General features: G+C 67.5%; 17 protein-coding genes and 1 riboswitch. Of the genes, 11 read left to right on the top strand and 6 right to left on the bottom strand.

Annotated features, from left to right (window positions below; genetic code table 11):
* Positions 1–15: 15 nt before the first annotated feature.
* The 4 genes from B1790_RS28420 to B1790_RS28405 all read left to right on the top strand — a co-directional run bounded on the left by B1790_RS28420 (position 16) and on the right by B1790_RS28405 (position 5633).
* A complete protein-coding gene (locus B1790_RS28420) occupies positions 16–876 on the top strand; it encodes a universal stress protein (RefSeq protein WP_079926629.1) in 861 nt (286 codons plus the stop codon).
* Positions 877–940: 64 nt separating this feature from the next.
* Positions 941–1052: riboswitch (TPP riboswitch) on the top strand.
* Positions 1047–2456, top strand: a complete 1410-nt coding sequence (locus B1790_RS28415; protein WP_079926660.1) for a cytosine permease — start codon at positions 1047–1049, stop codon at positions 2454–2456. Its footprint overlaps the riboswitch before it by 6 nt.
* Before the next feature lie 56 nt (positions 2457–2512).
* Positions 2513–3151, top strand: coding sequence for a hypothetical protein (locus tag B1790_RS28410; protein ID WP_079926628.1), 639 nt, complete (start codon positions 2513–2515; stop codon positions 3149–3151).
* 160 nt (positions 3152–3311) lie between these two features.
* Positions 3312–5633, top strand: coding sequence for an FdhF/YdeP family oxidoreductase (locus tag B1790_RS28405; RefSeq protein ID WP_079926659.1), 2322 nt, complete (start codon positions 3312–3314; stop codon positions 5631–5633).
* Between the two features lie 3 nt (positions 5634–5636).
* On the opposite strand, the gene B1790_RS28400 is transcribed toward B1790_RS28405, so the two are convergent.
* Positions 5637–6566 carry a histone deacetylase family protein gene (locus tag B1790_RS28400; protein ID WP_079926658.1) on the bottom strand — a complete coding sequence of 310 codons (930 nt, stop codon included), beginning with the start codon at positions 6564–6566 and terminating at the stop codon, positions 5637–5639.
* A 290-nt stretch (positions 6567–6856) separates the two neighbouring features.
* Between B1790_RS28400 and B1790_RS28395 the strand changes: the two genes are divergently transcribed.
* Genes B1790_RS28395 through gcl form a run of 3 tightly spaced genes read left to right on the top strand, consistent with a single transcriptional unit; the run spans position 6857 to position 10442 of the window.
* Positions 6857–7762: a hydroxypyruvate isomerase family protein gene (locus B1790_RS28395; RefSeq protein ID WP_233165364.1), complete on the top strand. Its 906-nt coding sequence runs from the start codon at positions 6857–6859 to the stop codon at positions 7760–7762.
* Positions 7759–8652 carry a 2-hydroxy-3-oxopropionate reductase gene (locus tag B1790_RS28390; protein ID WP_233165363.1) on the top strand — a complete coding sequence of 298 codons (894 nt, stop codon included), beginning with the start codon at positions 7759–7761 and terminating at the stop codon, positions 8650–8652. Before B1790_RS28395 ends, B1790_RS28390 begins: the two co-directional genes overlap by 4 nt.
* A gap of 5 nt (positions 8653–8657) precedes the next feature.
* Positions 8658–10442, top strand: a complete 1785-nt coding sequence (gene gcl / locus B1790_RS28385; protein WP_369832448.1) for a glyoxylate carboligase — start codon at positions 8658–8660, stop codon at positions 10440–10442.
* Between the two features lie 28 nt (positions 10443–10470).
* Here gcl and B1790_RS28380 read toward each other — a convergent pair whose 3' ends face one another.
* The 3 genes from B1790_RS28380 to frc form a co-directional block, all read right to left on the bottom strand.
* Positions 10471–11244 (bottom strand): IclR family transcriptional regulator, encoded by a 774-nt coding sequence (locus tag B1790_RS28380; protein ID WP_079926656.1) that lies wholly within the window; start codon positions 11242–11244, stop codon positions 10471–10473.
* 154 nt (positions 11245–11398) lie between these two features.
* On the bottom strand, positions 11399–12787 hold the full coding sequence (locus B1790_RS28375; protein WP_079926625.1) for an OFA family MFS transporter: 1389 nt from the start codon (positions 12785–12787) through the stop codon (positions 11399–11401).
* Positions 12788–13027: 240 nt separating this feature from the next.
* Positions 13028–14311 (bottom strand): formyl-CoA transferase, encoded by a 1284-nt coding sequence (frc, locus tag B1790_RS28370; protein ID WP_079926624.1) that lies wholly within the window; start codon positions 14309–14311, stop codon positions 13028–13030.
* A 580-nt stretch (positions 14312–14891) separates the two neighbouring features.
* On the opposite strand from frc, the gene B1790_RS28365 reads away from it, so the two are divergent.
* Together B1790_RS28365 and B1790_RS28360 are read left to right on the top strand one after the other, a co-directional pair.
* The gene (locus B1790_RS28365) at positions 14892–16295 is read left to right on the top strand and encodes an OFA family MFS transporter (RefSeq protein ID WP_079926623.1); all 1404 of its coding nucleotides are present in this window, start codon (positions 14892–14894) and stop codon (positions 16293–16295) included.
* Positions 16296–16458: 163 nt separating this feature from the next.
* Positions 16459–17226, top strand: a complete 768-nt coding sequence (locus B1790_RS28360) for a GntR family transcriptional regulator (RefSeq protein WP_272952193.1) — start codon at positions 16459–16461, stop codon at positions 17224–17226.
* A gap of 8 nt (positions 17227–17234) precedes the next feature.
* Here the strand turns inward: B1790_RS28360 and fdhD are convergent, their stop codons facing one another.
* The gene (fdhD, locus tag B1790_RS28355) at positions 17235–18101 is read right to left on the bottom strand and encodes a formate dehydrogenase accessory sulfurtransferase FdhD (RefSeq protein ID WP_079926622.1); all 867 of its coding nucleotides are present in this window, start codon (positions 18099–18101) and stop codon (positions 17235–17237) included.
* A 117-nt stretch (positions 18102–18218) separates the two neighbouring features.
* Between fdhD and B1790_RS28350 the strand changes: the two genes are divergently transcribed.
* Both B1790_RS28350 and B1790_RS28345 read left to right on the top strand, forming a co-directional pair.
* Positions 18219–19568: an OFA family MFS transporter gene (locus B1790_RS28350; RefSeq protein WP_079926621.1), complete on the top strand. Its 1350-nt coding sequence runs from the start codon at positions 18219–18221 to the stop codon at positions 19566–19568.
* A 28-nt stretch (positions 19569–19596) separates the two neighbouring features.
* Positions 19597–19926 carry a hypothetical protein gene (locus B1790_RS28345; protein ID WP_079926620.1) on the top strand — a complete coding sequence of 110 codons (330 nt, stop codon included), beginning with the start codon at positions 19597–19599 and terminating at the stop codon, positions 19924–19926.
* A 16-nt stretch (positions 19927–19942) separates the two neighbouring features.
* Here B1790_RS28345 and B1790_RS35940 read toward each other — a convergent pair.
* A partial coding sequence (locus B1790_RS35940) for a formate dehydrogenase subunit delta (RefSeq protein ID WP_142271549.1) occupies positions 19943–20076 on the bottom strand: 134 nt, incomplete at its 5' end.

The raw sequence follows: 20076 nt of genomic DNA, 5'->3' as shown, positions 1-20076 counted from the left end.
AGGTTGTGAACGTCAATGCACTTGACCGTGGGGTACCTGGCAACGCCGACCGGTGAGGACGGCGTCGCGCTGGCCGGCGCACTTGCCAACACGTTCGACGCGACGGTCGACGTCGTGCTCGTCGTCCGCGAGGAGTACCCCGACGGCCACCCAGGCCGGGCGGAGTACCAGAAGCTGCTGGTGCGCAAGGGCGAGGAGTGGGCCGACCAGGCCGTCGCGGCGCTCGCGGAGGTCGGCGTGACCGCCGCCTCCAACGTCCTGGTTGGCGAGTCCTACTCCGAGACGCTGATCGCGTTCGCCGAGGACAAGCACTCCGACCTCATCGTGATCGGCGGCGCGAGGGACGGCATCTTCGGCGGGCACGTGATCGGCTCGGTCGCCGGCGCCCTCCTGCACTGCTCCCCCATTCCGGTCGCCCTCGCGCCGCGCGGTTACCACGAAGACCCGCCGTCCTCCATCACGTCGGTGACGGCGGCGGTCCCGACGAAGCCCGGCGACGACAATCCCCTGCCGTTCGCCATCACGCTCGCCAGCGCGGCCGGGGTGTCGATTCGCATGCTGTCGTTGGTGTCCGGTGAGAACATGGCCCACCTGGAGAGCCCGAAAGACGTTCGACAAGCCCAAATTACGGCTGCCGAGTCGAATCTCGTCCTCGCCGCCCGCGCATTGCCCGACGCTCCCGAAATCGAATCCCTGGTGGCCGACGGCGCGACGCTGGAGTCGGCGCTGAAGAAGCTCAACTGGGACGACTCCGACGTGTTGGTGATCGGGTCGAGCCGGTTCGCGGCCCCCAAGCGCCTGTTCCTCGGGTCGACGGCGGCGCGCATCCTCGCCGGAGTCGACGCGCCGGTCATCGTGGTGCCGAAGGCGGAGTAGCGCCCCCGCTGTGCCGACGACGGGAATCGCTGCGCGCGCCCGCCGGGGATGCGCTACATTCTCGAGGCTAGAACGCGGGAGCTCGGAGGTACCGGGCTGAGAGGGTGGCTGTCGAGCCACCGACCGCTTGAACCTGACCGGGTAATGCCGGCGTAGGGAGAGTGAGTTCGATGTCCGTCGTCGTACGCCGTTTGCGTCCATCCGGTCAGCGTGGTTCGGCCGGCGAGGTCCCGCCCACCCTGGTCGAGCCCGCCCCCCGCGTGCTCGGGGTGTTCGACCAGTTGGGCCTGTGGGGAAACCTCGGGGTCAGCCTGCTCGGATTCACCGGCGCCGCAGTCGTTCTGCAGCCGGGCGGACCCGGCACACCGCAGCTGTCGCTGATGGCGGCACTGCTGGCCACCGTCGTCGGCACGGTGCTCGGCGCGGCCGCGATCGCGGCGTCGGCGATACCGGGCGCGCAGACCGGTTCGCCTGCGATGGTGCTGCTGCGCGGCTTGCTCGGCGCGCGGGTGTCCTACCTGCCGACGGTGCTCAACATCGTGCAGATGGTCGGGTGGGGCACCTTCGAGTTGGTCACCATCGCGACGGCGGCCGCCACCGTGTTGCCCACGGTGCCGCAGTGGATATTCGTCGTCGTGGGTGGCGTCATCACGACCGGGCTCTCGCTGTATCCGCTCGGCGCGGTCCGCGTTCTCCGCAGGTACGTCACCGTCGCGGTGGTGGTCGCGTTGGCCTACTTGTTCTTTCAGCTGCTGGCCAAACCGCTGCCGCCGCTGACGGAGGGCACGTGGTCGGGGTTCAGCATCGGCGTCGACACCACCGTGGCGGTGGCCGTTTCCTGGGTGCCGATGGCCGCCGACTACGCCCGGCACTCCCGTAGTTCCGCGGCGGCGTTCACCGGCGCCTTCTTCGGCTACGGCCTTACTCAGATCGCCTGCTACGCGCTCGGCCTGTTGGCGCTCGTCACCGTGGCCTCCGACGGAGACCAGATCTTCGCCGCGTTCATCGCCGTCCCCCTCGGTGGGCTGGCCTTCGCGGTCCTCGCCATTCGGGAGATGGACCAGTCTTTCGCCAACGTCTACTCGGCAACCGTGTCGACGCAGAACGTGCGGCCCCAGTGGGACCGGCGGTACATCGCGGTCACGGTGGGCGTGCTCATCACCGTGCTCGCGCTCGGAGTCAACATCTACGGCTACGCCAGCTTCCTGTCGTTGATCGGTTCGGTGTTCGTGCCCTTGTTCGCGGTGCTCACGATCGACTACTACTGCTTCTCCGGTAGGCGTGGGTGGGACCTCACGTCCGATTCGGCCTCGCGCTGGGTGATGCTCGCGCCCTGGGCGCTGGGCTTCGTCACCTACCAGCTGATCTATCCGGGTCAGGTCGACTGGTGGGCGCGGGCCTGGGGCGAGCTGGCGGAGGCCATCGGCTTCGTCGCCCAGCCGTGGATGAGTGCCTCGATCTTCTCGTTCGTCGTCGCGGCGGCGCTGACCCTGGTGGTCGGCGGCGTGTCCCGGTGGGCTGGTCGGCGTTCGCCGGCCAGGCAGGCCGACCGCCACGAATGTGACGTAACACCCATGTGAGAGATGTCGCGCTCTCGCCCCTAGCGTCGACCGTGCAGTTGCGGGACCATGGGATTATGTATACGAACGCTGCCGACTACGGCACCAGGCCGTCGCCGGTGACCATGACCCCCATCCGGTGGTGGGCGAAGTGTGCGTTCGGTCGTGATCCGCTGCTTCGCGGAGCGGATCGCATGCAAGCGTGGGGCGTGGTCGTGGGATTCGTGGCCATCGTCGCCGTGATCGTCCCGGCGATGTCCCTCGGGCAGCTGGGGTACGCCGAGCGGGTCCAGACCATTGCCGCCGAGGCGGCCACCCGTCATCAGGTACCAGCGATTGCGCTGAGCGACAGCATCGCCGACCCAACTCAGGTCGAGTCGGCGACGTCCGCGTCGTTCGTGGCGCACGTGCGCTGGACCGCTCAGAACGTCGCACACGAGGACTACTCGAAGGTCGAGCATCCGGTCAGGGCCGGACAGCAGGTCCGCATCTGGCTCGACGACGCGGGCAAGGTGACCACTCCTCCGCAGACCGACGCCGACGCACGCGCCGACGCGATGGGCACGGCCGCGATCCTCTGGCTGGGATTCGCCGCGATGATCGGCATCGCCATGGCGGTGTTCCGCACGGCCATTGGCCGCGCCCGCGACCGCAGGTGGGACCGCGGCCTGCAGGCCCTCGTCGACGGTGGCGGATCAGCGGCCCAGCGCCCCTGACCTTCACCCCGGAGCGACCCGTCCCGAACCCCGCACGTCCTTCGTCGAGCATCCCCGTCTGGCGGTAAAGCCATATTGCATACTGTATTTTGGTGACGGTCGCCTGGAGATCTTCCCCGGCAGACGCTCACCGGCAGCCCCGAGGAAGGACCGCGACGAGATGACCGCAGGCGAGGACGACCTCACCGTCAAGGCACCTCAGGAGTGGGCCACCGGTGTGCCCGCCGTGATGCACGCCCTGGAGTTCTCGCTCGGGCACACGTCGCTGCGGCGCACCGCGCTCAACCTGCTGACCATCAACCAGGCCAACGGCGTCGACTGCCCGGGCTGCGCGTGGCCGGAACCTACCAAGCGACACTTCAGCGAGTACTGCGAGAACGGCGCCAAACACGTCAACGACGAGGCGACGACGCGTCGGATCACTCGCGACTTCTTCCGCGAGCACCCCGTCTCCGTCCTGGCGACCAAGTCCGACATGTGGCTCAACGACCAAGGCCGCCTGACCGAGCCGATGGTGAAGCGCCCCGGCTCGGACCACTACGAACCCATCGACTGGGACGACGCGTTCGACCTCCTGGCCGACGAACTGCGTGGTCTCGACTCGCCGGACGAGTCGCTGTTCTACACCTCCGGCCGGCTGAGCAACGAGGCCGCGTTCCTGCTGCAGCTGTTCGCGCGCAGCCTCGGCACCAACAACCTGCCCGACTGCAGCAACATGTGCCACGAGTCCAGCGGTTCGGGGCTCGGCGAGACACTCGGCATCGGCAAGGGCAGCGTCAGCCTCGACGACATCGAAGAATCCGATCTGATCTTCGCCGTCGGCATCAACCCCGGCACCAACATGCCGCGGATGCTGTCCTCACTCGAGGAGACCAAGCGCAACGGCGGCCACGTCATCGCCGTCAACCCGCTCCCCGAGGCCGGGCTGATCCGCTTCAAGAACCCGCAAAAGGCCAGGGGCATCGTCGGCCGCGGGACCACCATCGCCGACCAGTTCCTACACATCAAGCCCGGCGGCGACCTTGCCCTCTTCCAGGCGATCAACGCGCTGCTTCTCGCCGCGGAGGACGCCAACCCCGGCACCGTGCTCGACCACGAGTTCATCGCCCGCGACACCACGGGCTTCGCCGAGTTCGCCGAACACACTCGCCGGATCGACTGGGCGGACATCCTTTCCGCGACCGGGCTGTCACGCGAGGACATCGAAGAGGTCGTCGACCGCGTGCTCGCGAGCAAGAAGATCATCGTGTGCTGGGCGATGGGCGTCACGCAGCAGAAGCACGGCGTCGCCACGGTCCGCGAGATCGTCAACTTCCTGATGCTGCGCGGCAACCTGGGCCGCCCGGGCGCCGGCGTCTGCCCGGTCCGTGGGCACAGCAACGTCCAGGGCGATCGGACGATGGGCATCTGGGAACGGATGCCGCAGTCGTTCCTCGACGCCCTCGGCCGCGAGTTCGACTTCACCCCGCCACGCAAGCACGGGCTGGATGCGGTGGACGCGATCCGCGCGATGCGCGACGGCAAGGCGAAGTTCTTCATGGGCTTCGCGGGGAACTTCGCGCGGGCGACCCCAGACAGCGACCAGACCGAGGCCGCGATGCGCAAGTGCCGCCTGACCGCGCACGTGTCGACGAAGCTCAACCTTTCGCACGCCGTGTGCGGAGACACCGCGCTCATCCTGCCGACGCTCGGCCGCAGTGACCGCGACGAACAGCTCACCGGCGAGCAGTTCGTCACGGTGGAGGACTCGATGAGCATCGTCCACCAGTCGCACGGCCGTCTGCACCCCGCATCGGAGCACCTGCTGAGCGAGGTGGCCATCGTGTCGCGGCTGGCCCGCCGCACCCTCGGCGCGGATTCGACGATCCCGTGGGAGAGCTTCGAAGGCGATTACGACCTGATCCGCGAACGGATTTCGCGTGTCGTGCCGGACTTCCAGGACTTCAACGCACGGGTCCGCGAGCCGGGCGGCTTCCGGCTGCCCAACCCGGTCAACGAGCACCGCTACCCCACCCCGTCGGGAAAGGCCGTCTTCACCAGCAACACGTTCGACCGGCTTCAGGTACCCGAGGGCCACCTGGTCCTGCAGACCATGCGGTCCCACGACCAGTGGAACACCGTGCCGTACGCCCTCAACGACCGCTACCGCGGCATCCACAACGGGCGACGCGTCGTGCTGGTCAACCCGGCCGACATCGAGGCGCTTGGCCTTGCCGACCGTCAGATGGTGGACCTGGTCAGTACGTGGGACGACGGAATCATCAGGTGCGCGAAGGACTTTCGCGTGGTGTCGTACCCGTCGGCACGCGGGTCGGCGGCGTCCTACTATCCCGAAACCAACGTGCTCGTCCCCCTGGACAGCGTCGCCGACGTCAGCAACACCCCCACCTCGAAGGGCGTCTTCGTCCGGCTGGTTCCCGCGGAGAACGCGGACGCGACCGCGCAGGCGGAATCGGCCGAGCTGCCCGCGATGGGGCGCTGACGCTCAGCCGCGCATCAGCTCGGCGACGTGCGCGCCGACCGACTCCCTGAGCCCCTGGAGGTCGTAGCCGCCTTCGAGCACCGACACCAGCCGACCGTCGCAGTGCCGCTCGGCGGCCACCATCAGCTCGCGGGTCACCCAGGCGAAGTCGTCGGCGGTCATGCACAGCGAGCCGAGTGGATCCCGCTCGTGGGCGTCGAAACCCGCTGAGACGATGACGAGTTCGGGTGAGAACGCGTCGAGGGCGGGCAGGATCCGGTCGGTGAACGCCGCGCGCAGTTCGGCACCGCCGTCGCCGGCCGACAGTGGGGTGTTGAAGACGTTTCCGACGCCCGTCTCGCGGACTTCGCCGGTGCCGGGGAACCATGGCATCTGGTGCGTGGAGGCGTACAGCACGTCGGGATCGGAGTAGAAGATCTCCTGCGTGCCGTTGCCGTGGTGGACGTCGAAGTCCACGATCGCGACTCGGGTCAGCCCGTGCTTGAGCTGGGCGTGGCGGGCGCCGATGCCGATGTTGTTGAACAGACAGAAGCCCATGGCTCGGTCGGTCTCGGCGTGGTGTCCCGGCGGGCGGCAGGCGACGAAGGCGTTCTGCACGCCACCCGACATGACCTGGTCGACGGCTTGGATCGTGCCGCCGACACCGCGCAGGACGACCTCCCAGGTCGACGGTTCCATCATGGTGTCGCCACCGTCGAGGTATACGAAGCCGTCCGCCGGACGGGCGCCTTCCAGGGCGTCGACGTAGGCGTCGGTGTGCACGTAGCGCGTCGTGTCGAGGGCGCCGAGCTGGGCCTCCTCGCGGACCAAGTCGTCGAACCGCGACTGCCCGAGGGCCGACTGCACCGCGCGGTAGCGATCGGGCCGCTCGGGGTGACCCGCGGACGTCTGGTGGTTGGCGAAGGCATCGTGGTGGACCAGCAGAGTGGGCACGCCCTGGGCTCCCGTCGGGTTGGTCGGCATGAACCGGATATTGTATGCAAGACTAGCCGTTGGGTGCACGGGGGTCTACGGCACGCCGTGGGCCGTCGCGGTGAACGGCGACCACCGCTACCAACCGGCCCGCGCTCTTTGCCGACTAACGAACCGCAAAAACCTTGGGGCAAACCGTGATTCACGGCGTTTATCGACCAATTCACACTCGGTATCGGGGCCCGAGAATTCTTGACAAGCGATTCCAGCGGGCGTTCACTCGAGTTCTCTAGTGAGAGTTCCATTCCGCATTGCGGAATGAATCCACGCCGCTCCGCATCAACGAAGGGCACGCCGTCGTGAAGGCCACCTACACCGTCAACTGCTCGATCCTGCTGACCGACCTGCCCCTGCTGGAGCGGCCGGCCGCGGCCAAGGACGCTGGCTTCTCAGCCGTCGAGTTCTGGTGGCCGTTCGCCACCCCGACGCCGACCGACGCCGAGGTTACGGCGTTCATCCGGGCCATCCAGGACGCCGGCGTCACATTGACCGGACTCAACTTCGCGGCCGGGGACATGCCTGCCGGCGACCGCGGCATCGTGTCGAATCCCGCACTGCAGAAAGCCTTTCAGGACAACGTCGCCATCGCGGTCGACATCGCCGACACGCTCGGCACCCGCGCCTTCAACGCGCTGTACGGCAACCGCGACGACGCGTTCACCCCCGCCACCCAGGACGACGTGGCCGCCGACAACCTCGCCTTCGCCGCGGCGGCCGCCGACCGCATCGGCGCCATCGTGCTGGTCGAGCCGGTCAGCGGCGCCCCGCGCTACCCGATCAAGACCGCCGCGGACGCCATCGGGGTCATCGACCGGGTGCACGCCGAGAGCGGCACCACCAACCTGCGCTTGCTCGCCGACCTCTACCACCTCGACGTCAACGGTGACGACACGTCGGCCGTCATCCGCGACCACGGCAGCCGGATCGGACACGTACAGATCGCCGACGCCCCCGGGCGCGGGGAACCGGGCACCGGCAGCGTGGCCCTGGCCCGCCAGGTGCACGAGCTCGCCGACGGCGGATACGCCGGTTACCTCGGACTCGAGTACAAGGCCACGCGTCCCGACACCTTCGACTGGCTTCCCCGCGACGAGCGCGGAGCCAACGCAGTGAACATCGAAACCCTTTCGAAGCAACAAGAAACGAGGATCTCATGAGCACCATCGGATTCATCGGACTGGGCATCATGGGCGGGCCGATGGCCCGCCATCTGGTGACAGCCGGGTACACCGTCATCGGATACGACCGTTCCGAGGAGCGGATGCAGGCCTTGGTCGAGTCGGGCGGGTCGGCCGCCGACTCCATCGAGCAAACCGTGAAGAACGCCGACGTGGTGGCAATCATGGTCCCCGACTCCCCCGACGTCCAAGCCGTGCTGCTTCCCGAGGACGGGGTGTTCGCCAACGCCCAACCCGGCACCCTGGTGATCGACTTCTCCTCGATCCGGCCCGACGTCACCGCCGAACTGGCCAAGACCGCAGCCGAACGCGGTCTGCGCATCGTCGACGCACCCGTCTCCGGCGGTGAACCCGGCGCCGTCAACGCCACCCTGTCCATCATGGTCGGCGGCACCGACGCCGACTTCGCCTCGGCCAAGCCCATTTTCGACGTCGTCGGCAAGACCATCGCCCACGTCGGCCCCAGCGGTGCCGGACAGACCGTCAAGGCCGCGAACCAGCTGATCGTGGCGGGCAACATCGAGCTGCTTGCCGAGGCCATCACCTTCCTGCGCGCCTACGGCGTGGACATCGACGCCGCCGTCGAAGTGCTCGGCGGCGGCCTGGCGGGATCGGCGGTGCTCAACCAGAAGGCACCGAAGATGTTGTCCGGCAACTTCGACCCCGGCTTCCGAATCGCGCTGCACCACAAGGACATGGGCATCGTCACCTCGGCGGCACGCGAAGCCGGGGTCGTCATCCCGCTCGGCGCCGTCGTCGCACAGTTGATGGCGTCGGCGATCGCCAACGGCGACGGTGGACTGGATCACTCCGCGTTGCTGTTGGGTGTGGAGCGGCTGTCCGGCACGAAGGTCGAGGCGTCGAAGTGACCCGCATGCGTACGGTCGACGCGGCCGTGAGGATTCTCGAGATCGAAGGCGCCACCCAGGCCTTCGGGCTGCCGGGAGCGGCGATCAACCCGTTCTACTCGGCCATGCGCGCCCACGGCGGGATCAAGCACGTCCTCGCCAGGCACGTCGAAGGCGCCAGCCACATGGCCGAAGGCTACACGCGGGCGGCAGCCGGCAACATCGGCATCTGCATCGGCACGTCCGGGCCCGCCGGGACCGACATGATCACCGGGTTGTACTCCGCCTCAGCCGATTCCATCCCCATCCTCGCGATCACCGGCCAGGCGCCCGTCGCCAGGCTGCACAAGGAGGACTTCCAGGCCGTCGACATCAGCGCCATCGCCGCGCCGGTGACGAAGATGGCGATGACCGTCCTGGAACCCGGTCAGGTGCCCGGCGCCTTCGCGAAGGCGTTTCACCTCATGCGCTCCGGTCGGCCGGGCCCGGTCCTCATCGACCTGCCCATCGACGTCCAGCTCGCCGAGATCGACTTCGACCCCGAGGCCTATCAGCCGCTGCCCCTGTACAAGCCGGCGGCGACCCGCGGCCAGGCCGAGAAGGTGCTCGACATGCTGGTGACGGCCGAGCGGCCGCTCATCGTCGCCGGCGGCGGCATCATCAACGCCGACGCCAGCGACCTGCTCGTCGAGTTGGCCGAGACGCTCGACATCCCCGTGATTCCGACCCTGATGGGCTGGGGCACGATTCCCGACGACCATCGCCTGGCAGCCGGAATGGCGGGCCTGCAGACCGCCCACCGCTACGGCAACGCCACCATGCTCGCCTCGGACTTCGTGCTCGGCATCGGCAACCGCTGGGCCAATCGACACACCGGCGGACTCGAGACCTACCGCAGGGGAAAGCGATTCGTCCACGTCGACATCGAGGCCACCCAGATCGGCCGGGTCTTCTCACCCGACCTCGGCATCGTGTCCGACGCCAAGCCCGCACTCGAGCAGCTGGTGGCAGCAGCCAAGGCGAGGACGAGCGCTGGCACCCTGCCGACGTGGACCGGCTGGGTGCAGGACTGCCAGGAGCGCAAGCGGACGATGCACCGCAAGACGCACTTCGACGACGTCCCGATCAAGCCGCAGCGGGTCTACGAGGAGATGAACCGCGTCTTCGGCCGCGACGCCCGCTACGTCACGGCAATCGGGCTGTCGCAGATCGCAGGCGGTCAATTCCTTCAGGTGTTCAAACCACGGAACTGGATCAACTGCGGTCAGGCCGGTCCACTGGGCTGGACCATTCCCGCAGCGCTCGGCGTGGTCGCCTCCGATCCGTCGGCCACCGTGGTCGGACTCTCCGGCGACTACGACTTCCAGTTCCTCATCGAGGAACTGGCCGTGGGGGCCCAGTTCAACCTGCCGTATGTCCACGTCCTGGTGAACAACTCCTACCTCGGGTTGATCCGCCAGGCGCAGCGCGGGTTCGACATGGACTACTGCGTGTCGTTGGCCTTCGACAACATCAACTCCCAGGAAACCGACAGTGACGTGCCCAAGGGATACGGGGTCGACCACCTGCGGGTCGCGGAAGGACTGGGCTGCAAGGCCATTCAGGTCGTCGAACCGGGCGAGATCGGCCCGGCACTCGAGCGGGCGCAACGTCTGGCCCACGAGCACAAGGTGCCGGTGGTCGTCGAAATCTTCCTGGAGAAGGTCACCAACATCGCGATGGGGACCGAACTCGACAACGTCGTCGAGTTCAACGACCTGGCCGAAACCCTCTCCGACGCACCGACAGCCGCCGCACTGATGCTCGACTGATCCGACGTCGGTTGGAACGGGGAGGCGGCTAACCAGCCGCCTCCCCTTCGTATTCCGCGGCGAGGTCGCGGGCCACCCGCTTGAGTAGTGGCGTCACCGTCGTCCCCGACGTCAGGGTCAGGCGCGATCCCGGCCCCGACACCGAGATTGCCGTCAACGTCGGCGCGTCGGGTACCGGTACCGCAAAGCAGCGGACGCCGATCTCCTGCTCACCCTCGTCAACGGCATAACCACGGACGCGACTCAGTTCGATGTCGCGCATCAGGGACCGTGCGGTCGTGTGGGTGTTCGCACTCGCAGCGGGCATCCCGGTGCGTTCGAGCAGCGCGAGGATCGCGTCGTCGGGCAGTTGCATCAGCAGCGCCTTGCCGACCCCGGTGGAGTGCAGGTGCACGCGCCGCCCGACCTCGGTGAACATCCGCATGGAGTGCGGTGAGGGCACCTGCGCGACGTACACGGCCATGTCGCCGTCGACGACCGCCATGTTCGCGCTCTCGCCCGTGCGTTCCACCAGCCCGGCCAGATGGGGACGTGACCACGTTCCGATCAGCCGGGCTGCGCTCTCACCGAGCCGAATCAGCTTGGGGCCCAGCGCATAGTGTCGATTGGGCAGTTGCCGCACGTAGCCCAGGTTGAGCAGGGTCCGCACCAGCCGGTGGATCGTCGGTTGGGGCAGCCCGGCCCGGGCCGCCAGGTCTCCGAACGCGATGGACGGGCCTGCGGCCGAGAGGATTTCCAGAAGCTCGAAGGCGCGCTCGACCGATTGGACGCCACCCCGCGCCTGCGAAGTCTCCTCGGCCATCGACAGGCCCTCCCATCCCCGGCTCGGCACGTCGGCCATTCCGCTCGGCGACACGCTGGTTTCGCATCGCGAAGTTCATTCAACCCCCACGGCAGACGACGCGACCGAGGGGATCACCCATGCGGTGATCCCCTCGGCCGCTCAACGACACCGGTCAGTCAGCCGCCGAGGCAGGCACCTTCGCCGACGCCGTCGTCGCTCTCGGCGCGACGGTGGGTTGACCGGTACCACCTGGCTGCCGCAGGAACAGCGCGATGCCTGCGGACACCAGCGCGCTCGCTGCGGCCAACCAGTAGGCGCCGCTGTAGCCCCAGGCGTCGATCACGCTGGCGCCGACACCGATGCCCACCACCGACCCCAGCAGCTTGGAGCTGTAGATGAGTCCGTAGTTGCTCGCGTTGTTGTTCTCCCCGAAGTAGTCCGGGGTGAGCGAGGCGAACATCGGGTAGAAGGCACCACCACCGAATCCCACCAGGAACGCAAAGCCCAGGAACGCAATCTCGTTCTGCGCCTTGCCCGCATAGAGCAGACCGACCAGCGCCACCGCCGACACCAACAGCACGATGAGCAGGGTCTGCTTGCGGCCGAGCCGGTCGGACACCCAGCCGGTCAGGGTGCGACCGGTGCCGTTGACGATCGACAGGACACCGGCCGACGACGCGGCGATCAGGGGCCCGAAGCCGAGTTCCTTGGCGAAGGGCACCATGTAGCTGATTCCGAACAGCGAGACGCCCGCACTGATTCCGAGGGAGAGCCACATCAGCGGCAGCATGCCGGTCTTGATGGCCTCCATCGGCGTGTATTGCCGCGCCGCGGGCGGATTGCGCTTCAGGCTGGCCGCACCCTTCTTGCTGTCGGCCCATTCCACCGGGTCGACGTCGGCGGGCCACCAGTTCTTCGGCGGATCTCTGAAGAACATTCCGCACGCCGCTACGACGATCAGCATGTACACGCCGACGAGGTCGAGGACCCACACGTAGGTACTCGGGTGCAGCGCGTAGCTGAAGATGAAGATGAACGGAACGGCGCCGTAGGCGAACCCTCCGTTGACGAAACCGGTCTTGCCGCCGCGTCGTTCGGGATACCACTTGCCGACGATGTTGATGCACGTCGCGTAGACGAGACCCGCGCCGACGCCGCCGCAGAGCGCAAACCCAAGGAATGCGAACACGATGCTGTCCTGGGTGAGACTCGCAAAGCCGACCGCCGAGAGCACCGCACCCACGAGCATGGCAGCCCGCGCCGAGACGACGCCCTTCTCACGCAGCTTCCCGGCGGGGTAGGCGATCAACGCTTGGAAGAACGCCCAGATGGACAGCAGCCAGAACGTCTCACCCATCGTCCAGCCGTGGGCTTCACGGACGGCGGCCTGGGCGGCGCCGTAGCCGTACTCGTAGACACTGACCGCCATCATGGCGGCCCAGGGCAACCACACCATCCAAGCTCTGGACCGGCCCAGCAGTTGGTGGTCGGTCTCCCCGATCCGGTAGACGCGGTTGTTGGCGTCGGTGACCTCGCGATAACTTGCGAGTGTTGAGGACATCGTTCATTCTCTTTCTCACGGGTGGGTACAGGCTCGCCCCTCGATGCCGCCTCGCGTTGGGTTTTCGCAGCGGACATCCGGGCGGGCCGTTCGTGCACCACGCGGGGGTGGGTCCCCGCGCAGGCGTTCGGGCGCGCGCGTTTCGCCTAGTGGGTTCACCTCATGGCACCCTCACCTTCGCTTTCGAGTCGGTGGACTCGTCGGTGGTGACGCGGGCCGCCGTCGGCCCGCTCGGCAATCTCAGATCGCCCCGACGCTTCTGAACTGCTCGAGCTGATCCGGTGAATAGCCGAGTTCCGCGCAGATGGAGTCCGTGTGCTCGCCGAGCATCGGTGATCTGACGATGTCGACCGGGGAGTCCGACAGCCGAAGCGGCGAGCCGACGGTCTTGAAGGATCCCCGCTCCGGGTGCTCGACGGTGACGATGGAGCCGAGCTCGGCCAGGGTCTCGTCCTCGATGAGCTCCTTGGTCCCGAGCACGGGACCGCACGGGATGCCGAGGGCGTTGAGTGCGGTCAGCGCTTGCCATTTGGTGTGTTCGGCGGACCAGTCCTCGATGAGCGCGAAGACCTTGTCCAACTTGTCGAGCCGGTCCTCGGGCTTGGCCCAGTCGGGATGGTCGGCCAGCTCCGGCCGTCCGATGAGAACCGCCAACGGAGCCCACACCTGTGGCTGGATGATGACGTAGATGTAGTCGTTGGGACCGCCGCCGCTGGTGCGGACCGCCCATCCGGGCTGCCCGCCACCGGAGGCGTTGCCCGAGCGTGGGACCTCGTCGGAGAAATGCTCGTTCGGGTATTCCGGAAGGGGACCGTGGGCGAGCCGCTGCTGATCCCGCAACTTCACCCGGCACAGGTTGAGCACGGCATCCTGCATCGCCACCTCGACCCGCTGACCTCGGCCGGTGTTGGTCCGCTGGTAGAGCGCGGCGAGAATTCCCGTGACCAGGTGGATGCCGGTGCCCGAGTCGCCGATCTGAGCACCGGTCGCCGTGGGTGGCCCGTGCTCGAAACCCGTGGTGGCCATCGACCCGCCCATGGCTTGGGCGATGACCTCGTAGGCCTTGAAGTTGAAGTACTTGCCCGGGCCGAATCCCTTGATGGAGGCATAGATCAACGCGGGATTGATCTCTTGGAGTCGCTCCCAGGGGAAGCCGAAGCGGTCGACGACCCCCGGCCCGAAGTTCTCAACCAGGATGTCCACGCGCGACACCAGGTCGACGAAGATTTGCTTGCCCTCGTCGCTCTTCATGTTCACGGTGATGCTGCGCTTGTTGCAGTTGAGCATCGTGAAGTAGAGGCTGTCAGCGCCGGGGAGGTCGCGCAGCTGGCCGCGGGTGACGTCGCCGCCCTTGGGCGCCTCCAGCTTGATGACGTCGGCCCCCAGCCACGCCAGCAGCTGAGTGGCCGACGGCCCGGACTGGACGTGGGTCATGTCCAGGACGCGAACCCCCGACAACGCCTTGCCCTCAGGCGATTTCGGCTCCAGAGCCGGATCGTCCACGACGTTGGTGGTCTCATTCATGGTCGTCATCCCTTTCCACGCGCCGGTGCGTGAGCCCTCCGGAGCCCGGCGCGTCCTGCGAACAAGATGGGCCGTGGAGGCGACTACTCAGATTGCATACCGTATGCGTTAGACCAAGAGTGTGTCCCAACTAACAACATCTGTCTATGTTTCGGCCCGTTTTGCCCCAACTCGGCCGCTGCGATGCAGCCCTGCCGAGACCTCCGCCACCACCTCGCGCCGGCCTGGGTCCGCGCCGGGCATCCGCGGACGTCCCGGCGCGATGACGAATCTTCGTCGTTGTCAACGGCTTTCAGATCGGCATTCGCGGTGCTCACGGCGGCTAACCGAGGTCGGCCGACGGGGCGCCTCGGGATCGCCAGCAGATTCCCAGGAAAATTCATGGTTGCATTCAGAATTGTATGTAGTATACCGTCCGGTGTGACCGTAGTCACTATCCCATTCCCGAGTGATTGGTGTTACACATGTACCTGTATGCAGTATTCAGCGAGCATCGAGCGTGGTCAGTGGTGATCCCGCCGAGTCGGCGACCGGCCGAACCCACCACTGACTCATCACGGAGCCAGGGGGTTCGAGCAGCATGACCACAGCTCAGCCGGCGTACCGCGAGGTCGTCGACGAAAACGGCCGGGTGTACCGAATCGGCGAAACCGACCGCGACATCCTGGGACGGTCCAGGGTATGGATGGTCTGGCTCCCCTGGCTTTCGATGATGGCCATCAGCTCCTCGGAGTACGCGTTCACCTCAGCTGAGGAAACGTTGTCCGAGGCACACGGCTGGCATGGATCGCACATCTTCTGGCTGCTTGGCGTCTGGGTGTTCTTCCAGGCAGCGGTGGCCTTCCCTGCGGGCCGACTGCGGGAGAGCGGGAAGCTCTCGGCGCGCGCGGCGATGATGCTGGGCGGCGCGGGTTCGCTGATGGGCTACTTGGCACTCGCCTTCGCGCCCAATGTGTTCTGGGCCTACGTGGGATTCGGCTTCTTCGGCGGTGCCGCGGCCGGCTTCGTCTACGCGACCTGCGTGAACATGGTCGGCAAGTGGTATCCCGAGCGCAAGGGCGGCAAGACCGGATTCGTCAACGGCGGGTTTGCCTACGGGTCGGTGCCCTTCATCTTCATCTTCACCTCGTACATGGACGTCAGCAACTACACCGGGATCCTGTTCGCCACCGGCGTCTTGCTCGCCGGGTTGGTTGCCGTCAGCGGCTTCTTCTTCAAGGACCCCCCGAAGAACTGGTGGCCGGCGCACGTCGACCCACTCGGCGCCAGCACCGATCCGCGGATCGCCAGGGCGCTGCGCAAGAATCCGCCGGCGAAGAAGCAGTACACGCCGATGGAGGCAGTCAAGACCGGCATCCTGCCGCTGATGTGGTTCGTCCTGCTGTGCACCGCAGGCATCAACATCTTCGGCATCGCCATGCAGGTGCCGTTCGGCAAGGAGATGGGCTTCGCGGGTGGCATCGTGGCGCTGGCGATGAGCCTCAAGGCCATCATCAACGGCACCGGCCGCGGCGTGATCGGCTGGATCTCCGACCGGTACGGACGTCGCGAGACGCTCGTCATCGTCTGCCTCGTGCTCGGCGCGGCCCAGTTCGCGGTGTACTTCTCGGGATCCATCGGCAGCATGCCGCTGTTCCTGATGGCCTCGATGGTCTCCGGCTTCGGTGGCGGCGCCATCTTCCCGCTGTTCGCGGCGATGACCGCCGACTACTTCGGAGAGAACAACAACGCGACCAACTACGGCCTGGTGTACAGCTCCAAGGTCATCTCCGGCCTGGTGGGCGCCGGTCTCGGGTCGGTCGTGGTCAGCAACTGGGGCTACGGCGCGGCGTTCATCATCGCCGGCTCCGTCGGCATCGCCTGTGCGTTCATCACGCTGTTCCTGCGTCAGCCCAAGCTGCCGGTGTCGGAACGAACCACCACGCCGACCGACCAACCGGGAACCAAGGACCGGGAAGCGACGGCGTCACTCGCGCTGGACTAGCACCCGGGTGGGTTCCGGGTAGGAAACAGCGCCCCGGGCGCGGCAGAGGCTCCAAGGACTCCGCCGCGCCCGGTTTGGCGTCTCAGGGCCGGGGGGATTCGGTGCCTGAAAGATATGTGGCGACGGTCTCGCCACCGGTTCTTTGCATACGAAAACCTGTAGGATGAGCACCGCCACGACGGTCAAGGAGTCACCCGCCATGTCACACCCGTTCCCAGCCAGCAAGCGCAAGACCTCCTCACGGGCCGCCATGTTGGCCGACGACTCCTCGCCGCGGGTGTTGCGCCCCGCTCCCCTGCGCCAGGCCGTGTACGACGCCATCATCGAGCTGATCGTGCAGGGCACCCTCGAGCGTGGCCGCCACCTCGTCGAGGCCGAACTCGCCGAGTACCTCGGGGTGAGCCGCCAACCGGTCCGGGAGGCCCTCCAGCGACTGCAGGCCGACGGCTGGATCGAGCTCCGTCCCGCCCAGGGTGCGTTCGTCCACATTCCCTCCGAGGAGGAGGTAGACCAACTTCTCGCGGTACGGACGGTACTGGAGACCCACTCGGCGGGCCTGGCCGCGTCACGCGCCACTCCGGAGGACGTCAACCGGCTCTGGGAGCTACAGCAGGACGGTCTGAATGCGTTGGCCGCCAACGACTCCGAGGGACTCGTCGCGGCGAACGCGGCACTGCACGCCGCGATCACGACGCTCGCAGGCAACAAGGTGTTGGCCGAGCACATCGGTCTCGTCGAACGCAAGTGGCGCTGGTACTACCTGCCCATTGCGCAACCTCGCGGGCAGGACGCGTGGAGTGAGCACGCGGAGTTGATCACCGCGATCGCCGCGGGCGACGTCACCAGGGCGACCGACATCATGCACCGGCACACCGAGCGGACCCGCGAGGTCTATCACACCGAGCGACTGGCCAAGGCCGACCAGGACTGAGCAGTGGCTTAGCCCGCGGACCGCACCGCCGGCCGATCCGAGCCCGACACGACGGCACCGAAGCGCTGCTCCCCCGAGTAGACGTTCATCGTCGAGCCGCGGAGGAACCCCACCAGCGTCAGCCCCATCTCCCTGGCCAAGTCGACCGCCAGGGACGACGGCGCCGACACCGCAGCCAGCGCCGGGACGCCCGCCATCACCGCCTTCTGCACCAACTCGAAGGACGCCCGGCCGCTCACCATCAGCGTCATCCCAGTCAGCGGAAGGCGATCCTGGCCCACAGCCCAGCCGATCACCTTGTCGACCGCGTTGTGGCGACCGACGTCTTCGCGCACGCACGACAACGTGCCGTCGGCGTCGAACAGACCCGCAGCGTGCAGGCCTCCCGTCCGGTCGAACACGCGCTGGGCGGCGCGCAGCGTGTCCGGCAAGGTCGCAATCGTCGTCGCGCTCAGCCGCACGGGGTCGGCGTCGACCGACCATCGGCTGACCGTCCGCACGGCGTCCAGGCTGGCCTTCCCGCACACCCCGCACGACGACGTCGTGTAGAAGTTGCGTTCGAGCGACGCGTCGGGAGCGGGGACGGCGTCGTCGAGGAGTACGTCGACGACGTTGTACGTGTTGGCGCCCCCGACGGTCGCGCCTGCGCAGTACCGAATCGAGGTGACGTCCGCGGCGGACGTCACGACGCCTTCGCTGACGAGGAAACCGCGGGCCAGGTCGAAGTCGTCGCCGGGAGTTCGCATCGTCACCGTCAAGGGTCGGCCCCCGACGCGGATCTCCAGCGGTTCCTCGGCGGCCAGGCTGTCCGGTCGATGGGCACCGACCCCGTCGTCGAGACGGAGCACCCGATATCTACTGGTGACGCGGCCCATGTGACGTCCTCTCTCGATTTTCACGACGTGTGCATCACGTCGGGTCGGCGCATCCCTGGACACGTGACCTACATCACGTTAATCTAATGGCATACTGTATGCAATTAGGAGCGTGCCATGCCGGTAACCGATGCCCCACCCCCCGTGGCTGAAGTACGCGACCACCGCGGTCGCTCATACCGCGTCGGCGAGCGCCCTGAGGATCTCATCGGCTGCTCCCGCACCTGGATGCTCGCATTCGCGTGGATTGCCATGGCGTGCATCGGCGTTCTGCAATACGGCTTCGGCGTCGCGTTGACCGCGCTGCACGTCACCGGAGGAGGAAGCCTCACCGGCGCGCTCTGGGTGCTGGCGCTATGGGTGGTCTTCCAGGCCGGCGCCGCCGCTCCCACCGCGGTCCTGAGTCACCGCTTCGCCCTCTCCCCCGGGCGCGCCGTTCCGGTGGGGGCAGTGCTGTGCGCCGCGGGTCCACTCACCGTCGCCCTGACCGACGACTTCGCACTCGCAATCGTCGGCTACTCGGTGCTGTCGGGCATCGGCGCGGGCATCGTCTACGCCACGTGCACCGCCACCGTCGCCAAGTGGTACCCGGAGAAGCGCGCCGCCAGGGTCGGCCTCGTGACCGGGGCAATCGGTTGCGGCGCAGTGCCGTTCATCGCCGCGTTTGCCGCCATCCTGACACCCGACAACCGCACCCCGGTCTTCCTCGCGGTGGGCGTCGTCATGGTCGTCGTGGTCGCCCAGGCCGGTGCCCTGCTGCAAGACCCACCCGCGGGATGGTGGCCGCAGGACATCGACCCCAGGCAGTGGGCGATCGACAAGACGCTCAACCGCAGCCTTGGCAACAACGTCACCGCAATCCGCCAGTACTCGCCGGCCGAGGCCATCCGCACGCCAGCCTTCCTGGTGATGTACCTCATCATGGTGATCGCCGCGGCGGCCTCGCTGCTGACCGCCGTCTACGTACCCATTCTCGCTATCTACCAAGGGTTTTCGCTGGCCGTCGCCGCAATCGCCGTCGGGCTGCTGGCGATCGTCAACGGCACCGGCCGCAGCATCGCCGGCCGGCTGTCGGACCGGCTCGGGCGGCGGCAGACCCTCACCGCGGCGCTGCTCATCCAAGGCAGCGCCCAACTGGGCCTGGTCTACTCGGCGTCGACCGCCGTGCCGGTCGCCTTCATCGGATTCGCCGCGCTGAGCGGTCTCGCGGGCGGCGCCTTCTACCCGCTGGTCGCCAGCCTCGTCGCCGACTACTTCGGTGAGCCGAGTGCGGTCCGCAACTTCGGCGCCGTCTACAGCGCGAAGCTGTTCGGCGGCGTCATCGGCATCGGGCTTCCCGCGCTACTCATCGGGTCCCAGCACCTGCCAGTCGCGTTCCTCGTCGCGGGCGTGGTCAGCCTGGGCGCAGCCGTGATGACGCGCCTTCTGCATCGCCCCGGCCTACCCGCCCTCGGCCTGCCCAGGTGACGTGTCCAAAACCGTTGAAGGAGAATCCATGAACGCCACGACCACCGTCGAGGAACTGCACCGGCTGATCCAGGAGACCCTGCGCTGCGTGGCCGCGTTGGAGGCCATCCACGGCGACAAGACGGCCATGCGCCGCGTGGCCAACGACGCCAAGCAGATCCGCAACGGCATCGACAGGCTGGAGATCGACCTCGCCGACTTGCGCGAGCACACCGCGTCGACGACGCGCCCCGCCACCGTGGAGATGGTGCAGATCTCCGATGCCGGCTACGACGCCGACTTCTGGCGCGGTGTCGACCACGAGGGCGTCGGAGCCCAGAGCCTGGCCTGCGTGCCCGCGGCCCCGCGGCGTCGCTGACGCGAGCCGGGGGGCGTCAGCTCAGCTGCGCCACCGCAGCCACGACGACCGTACTGACCGACGCCGCGTCGGCGGTGACCCGCTCGCGCAGCCGGCCCGTCATCCGCGGATCCCAGAAACGTTCGATGTGACCGGCGAGCGCGCTCGCCG

The sequence above is a fragment of the Mycobacterium sp. AT1 genome, assembly GCF_002043095.1.
Lineage (GTDB): Bacteria > Actinomycetota > Actinomycetes > Mycobacteriales > Mycobacteriaceae > Mycobacterium.
This window is presented reverse-complemented; position numbering and strand designations above follow the sequence as displayed.

What these genes read in the sequence shown, in the direction of transcription:
- B1790_RS28375 (WP_079926625.1), bottom strand. Translation starts at nt 12,787, where the DNA reads ATGTCCTCAACACTCGCAAGTTATCGCGAGGTCACCGACGCCAACAAC.
- gcl (WP_369832448.1), top strand. Translation starts at nt 8,658, where the DNA reads ATGCGTACGGTCGACGCGGCCGTGAGGATTCTCGAGATCGAAGGCGCC.
- B1790_RS28350 (WP_079926621.1), top strand. Translation starts at nt 18,219, where the DNA reads ATGCCGGTAACCGATGCCCCACCCCCCGTGGCTGAAGTACGCGACCAC.
- B1790_RS28405 (WP_079926659.1), top strand. Translation starts at nt 3,312, where the DNA reads ATGACCGCAGGCGAGGACGACCTCACCGTCAAGGCACCTCAGGAGTGG.
- B1790_RS28410 (WP_079926628.1), top strand. Translation starts at nt 2,513, where the DNA reads ATGTATACGAACGCTGCCGACTACGGCACCAGGCCGTCGCCGGTGACC.
- fdhD (WP_079926622.1), bottom strand. Translation starts at nt 18,101, where the DNA reads ATGGGCCGCGTCACCAGTAGATATCGGGTGCTCCGTCTCGACGACGGG.
- B1790_RS28390 (WP_233165363.1), top strand. Translation starts at nt 7,759, where the DNA reads ATGAGCACCATCGGATTCATCGGACTGGGCATCATGGGCGGGCCGATG.
- B1790_RS28360 (WP_272952193.1), top strand. Translation starts at nt 16,459, where the DNA reads ATGAGCACCGCCACGACGGTCAAGGAGTCACCCGCCATGTCACACCCG.
- B1790_RS28345 (WP_079926620.1), top strand. Translation starts at nt 19,597, where the DNA reads ATGAACGCCACGACCACCGTCGAGGAACTGCACCGGCTGATCCAGGAG.
- B1790_RS28415 (WP_079926660.1), top strand. Translation starts at nt 1,047, where the DNA reads ATGTCCGTCGTCGTACGCCGTTTGCGTCCATCCGGTCAGCGTGGTTCG.
- B1790_RS28420 (WP_079926629.1), top strand. Translation starts at nt 16, where the DNA reads ATGCACTTGACCGTGGGGTACCTGGCAACGCCGACCGGTGAGGACGGC.
- B1790_RS28365 (WP_079926623.1), top strand. Translation starts at nt 14,892, where the DNA reads ATGACCACAGCTCAGCCGGCGTACCGCGAGGTCGTCGACGAAAACGGC.
- B1790_RS28380 (WP_079926656.1), bottom strand. Translation starts at nt 11,244, where the DNA reads ATGGCCGAGGAGACTTCGCAGGCGCGGGGTGGCGTCCAATCGGTCGAG.
- frc (WP_079926624.1), bottom strand. Translation starts at nt 14,311, where the DNA reads ATGAATGAGACCACCAACGTCGTGGACGATCCGGCTCTGGAGCCGAAA.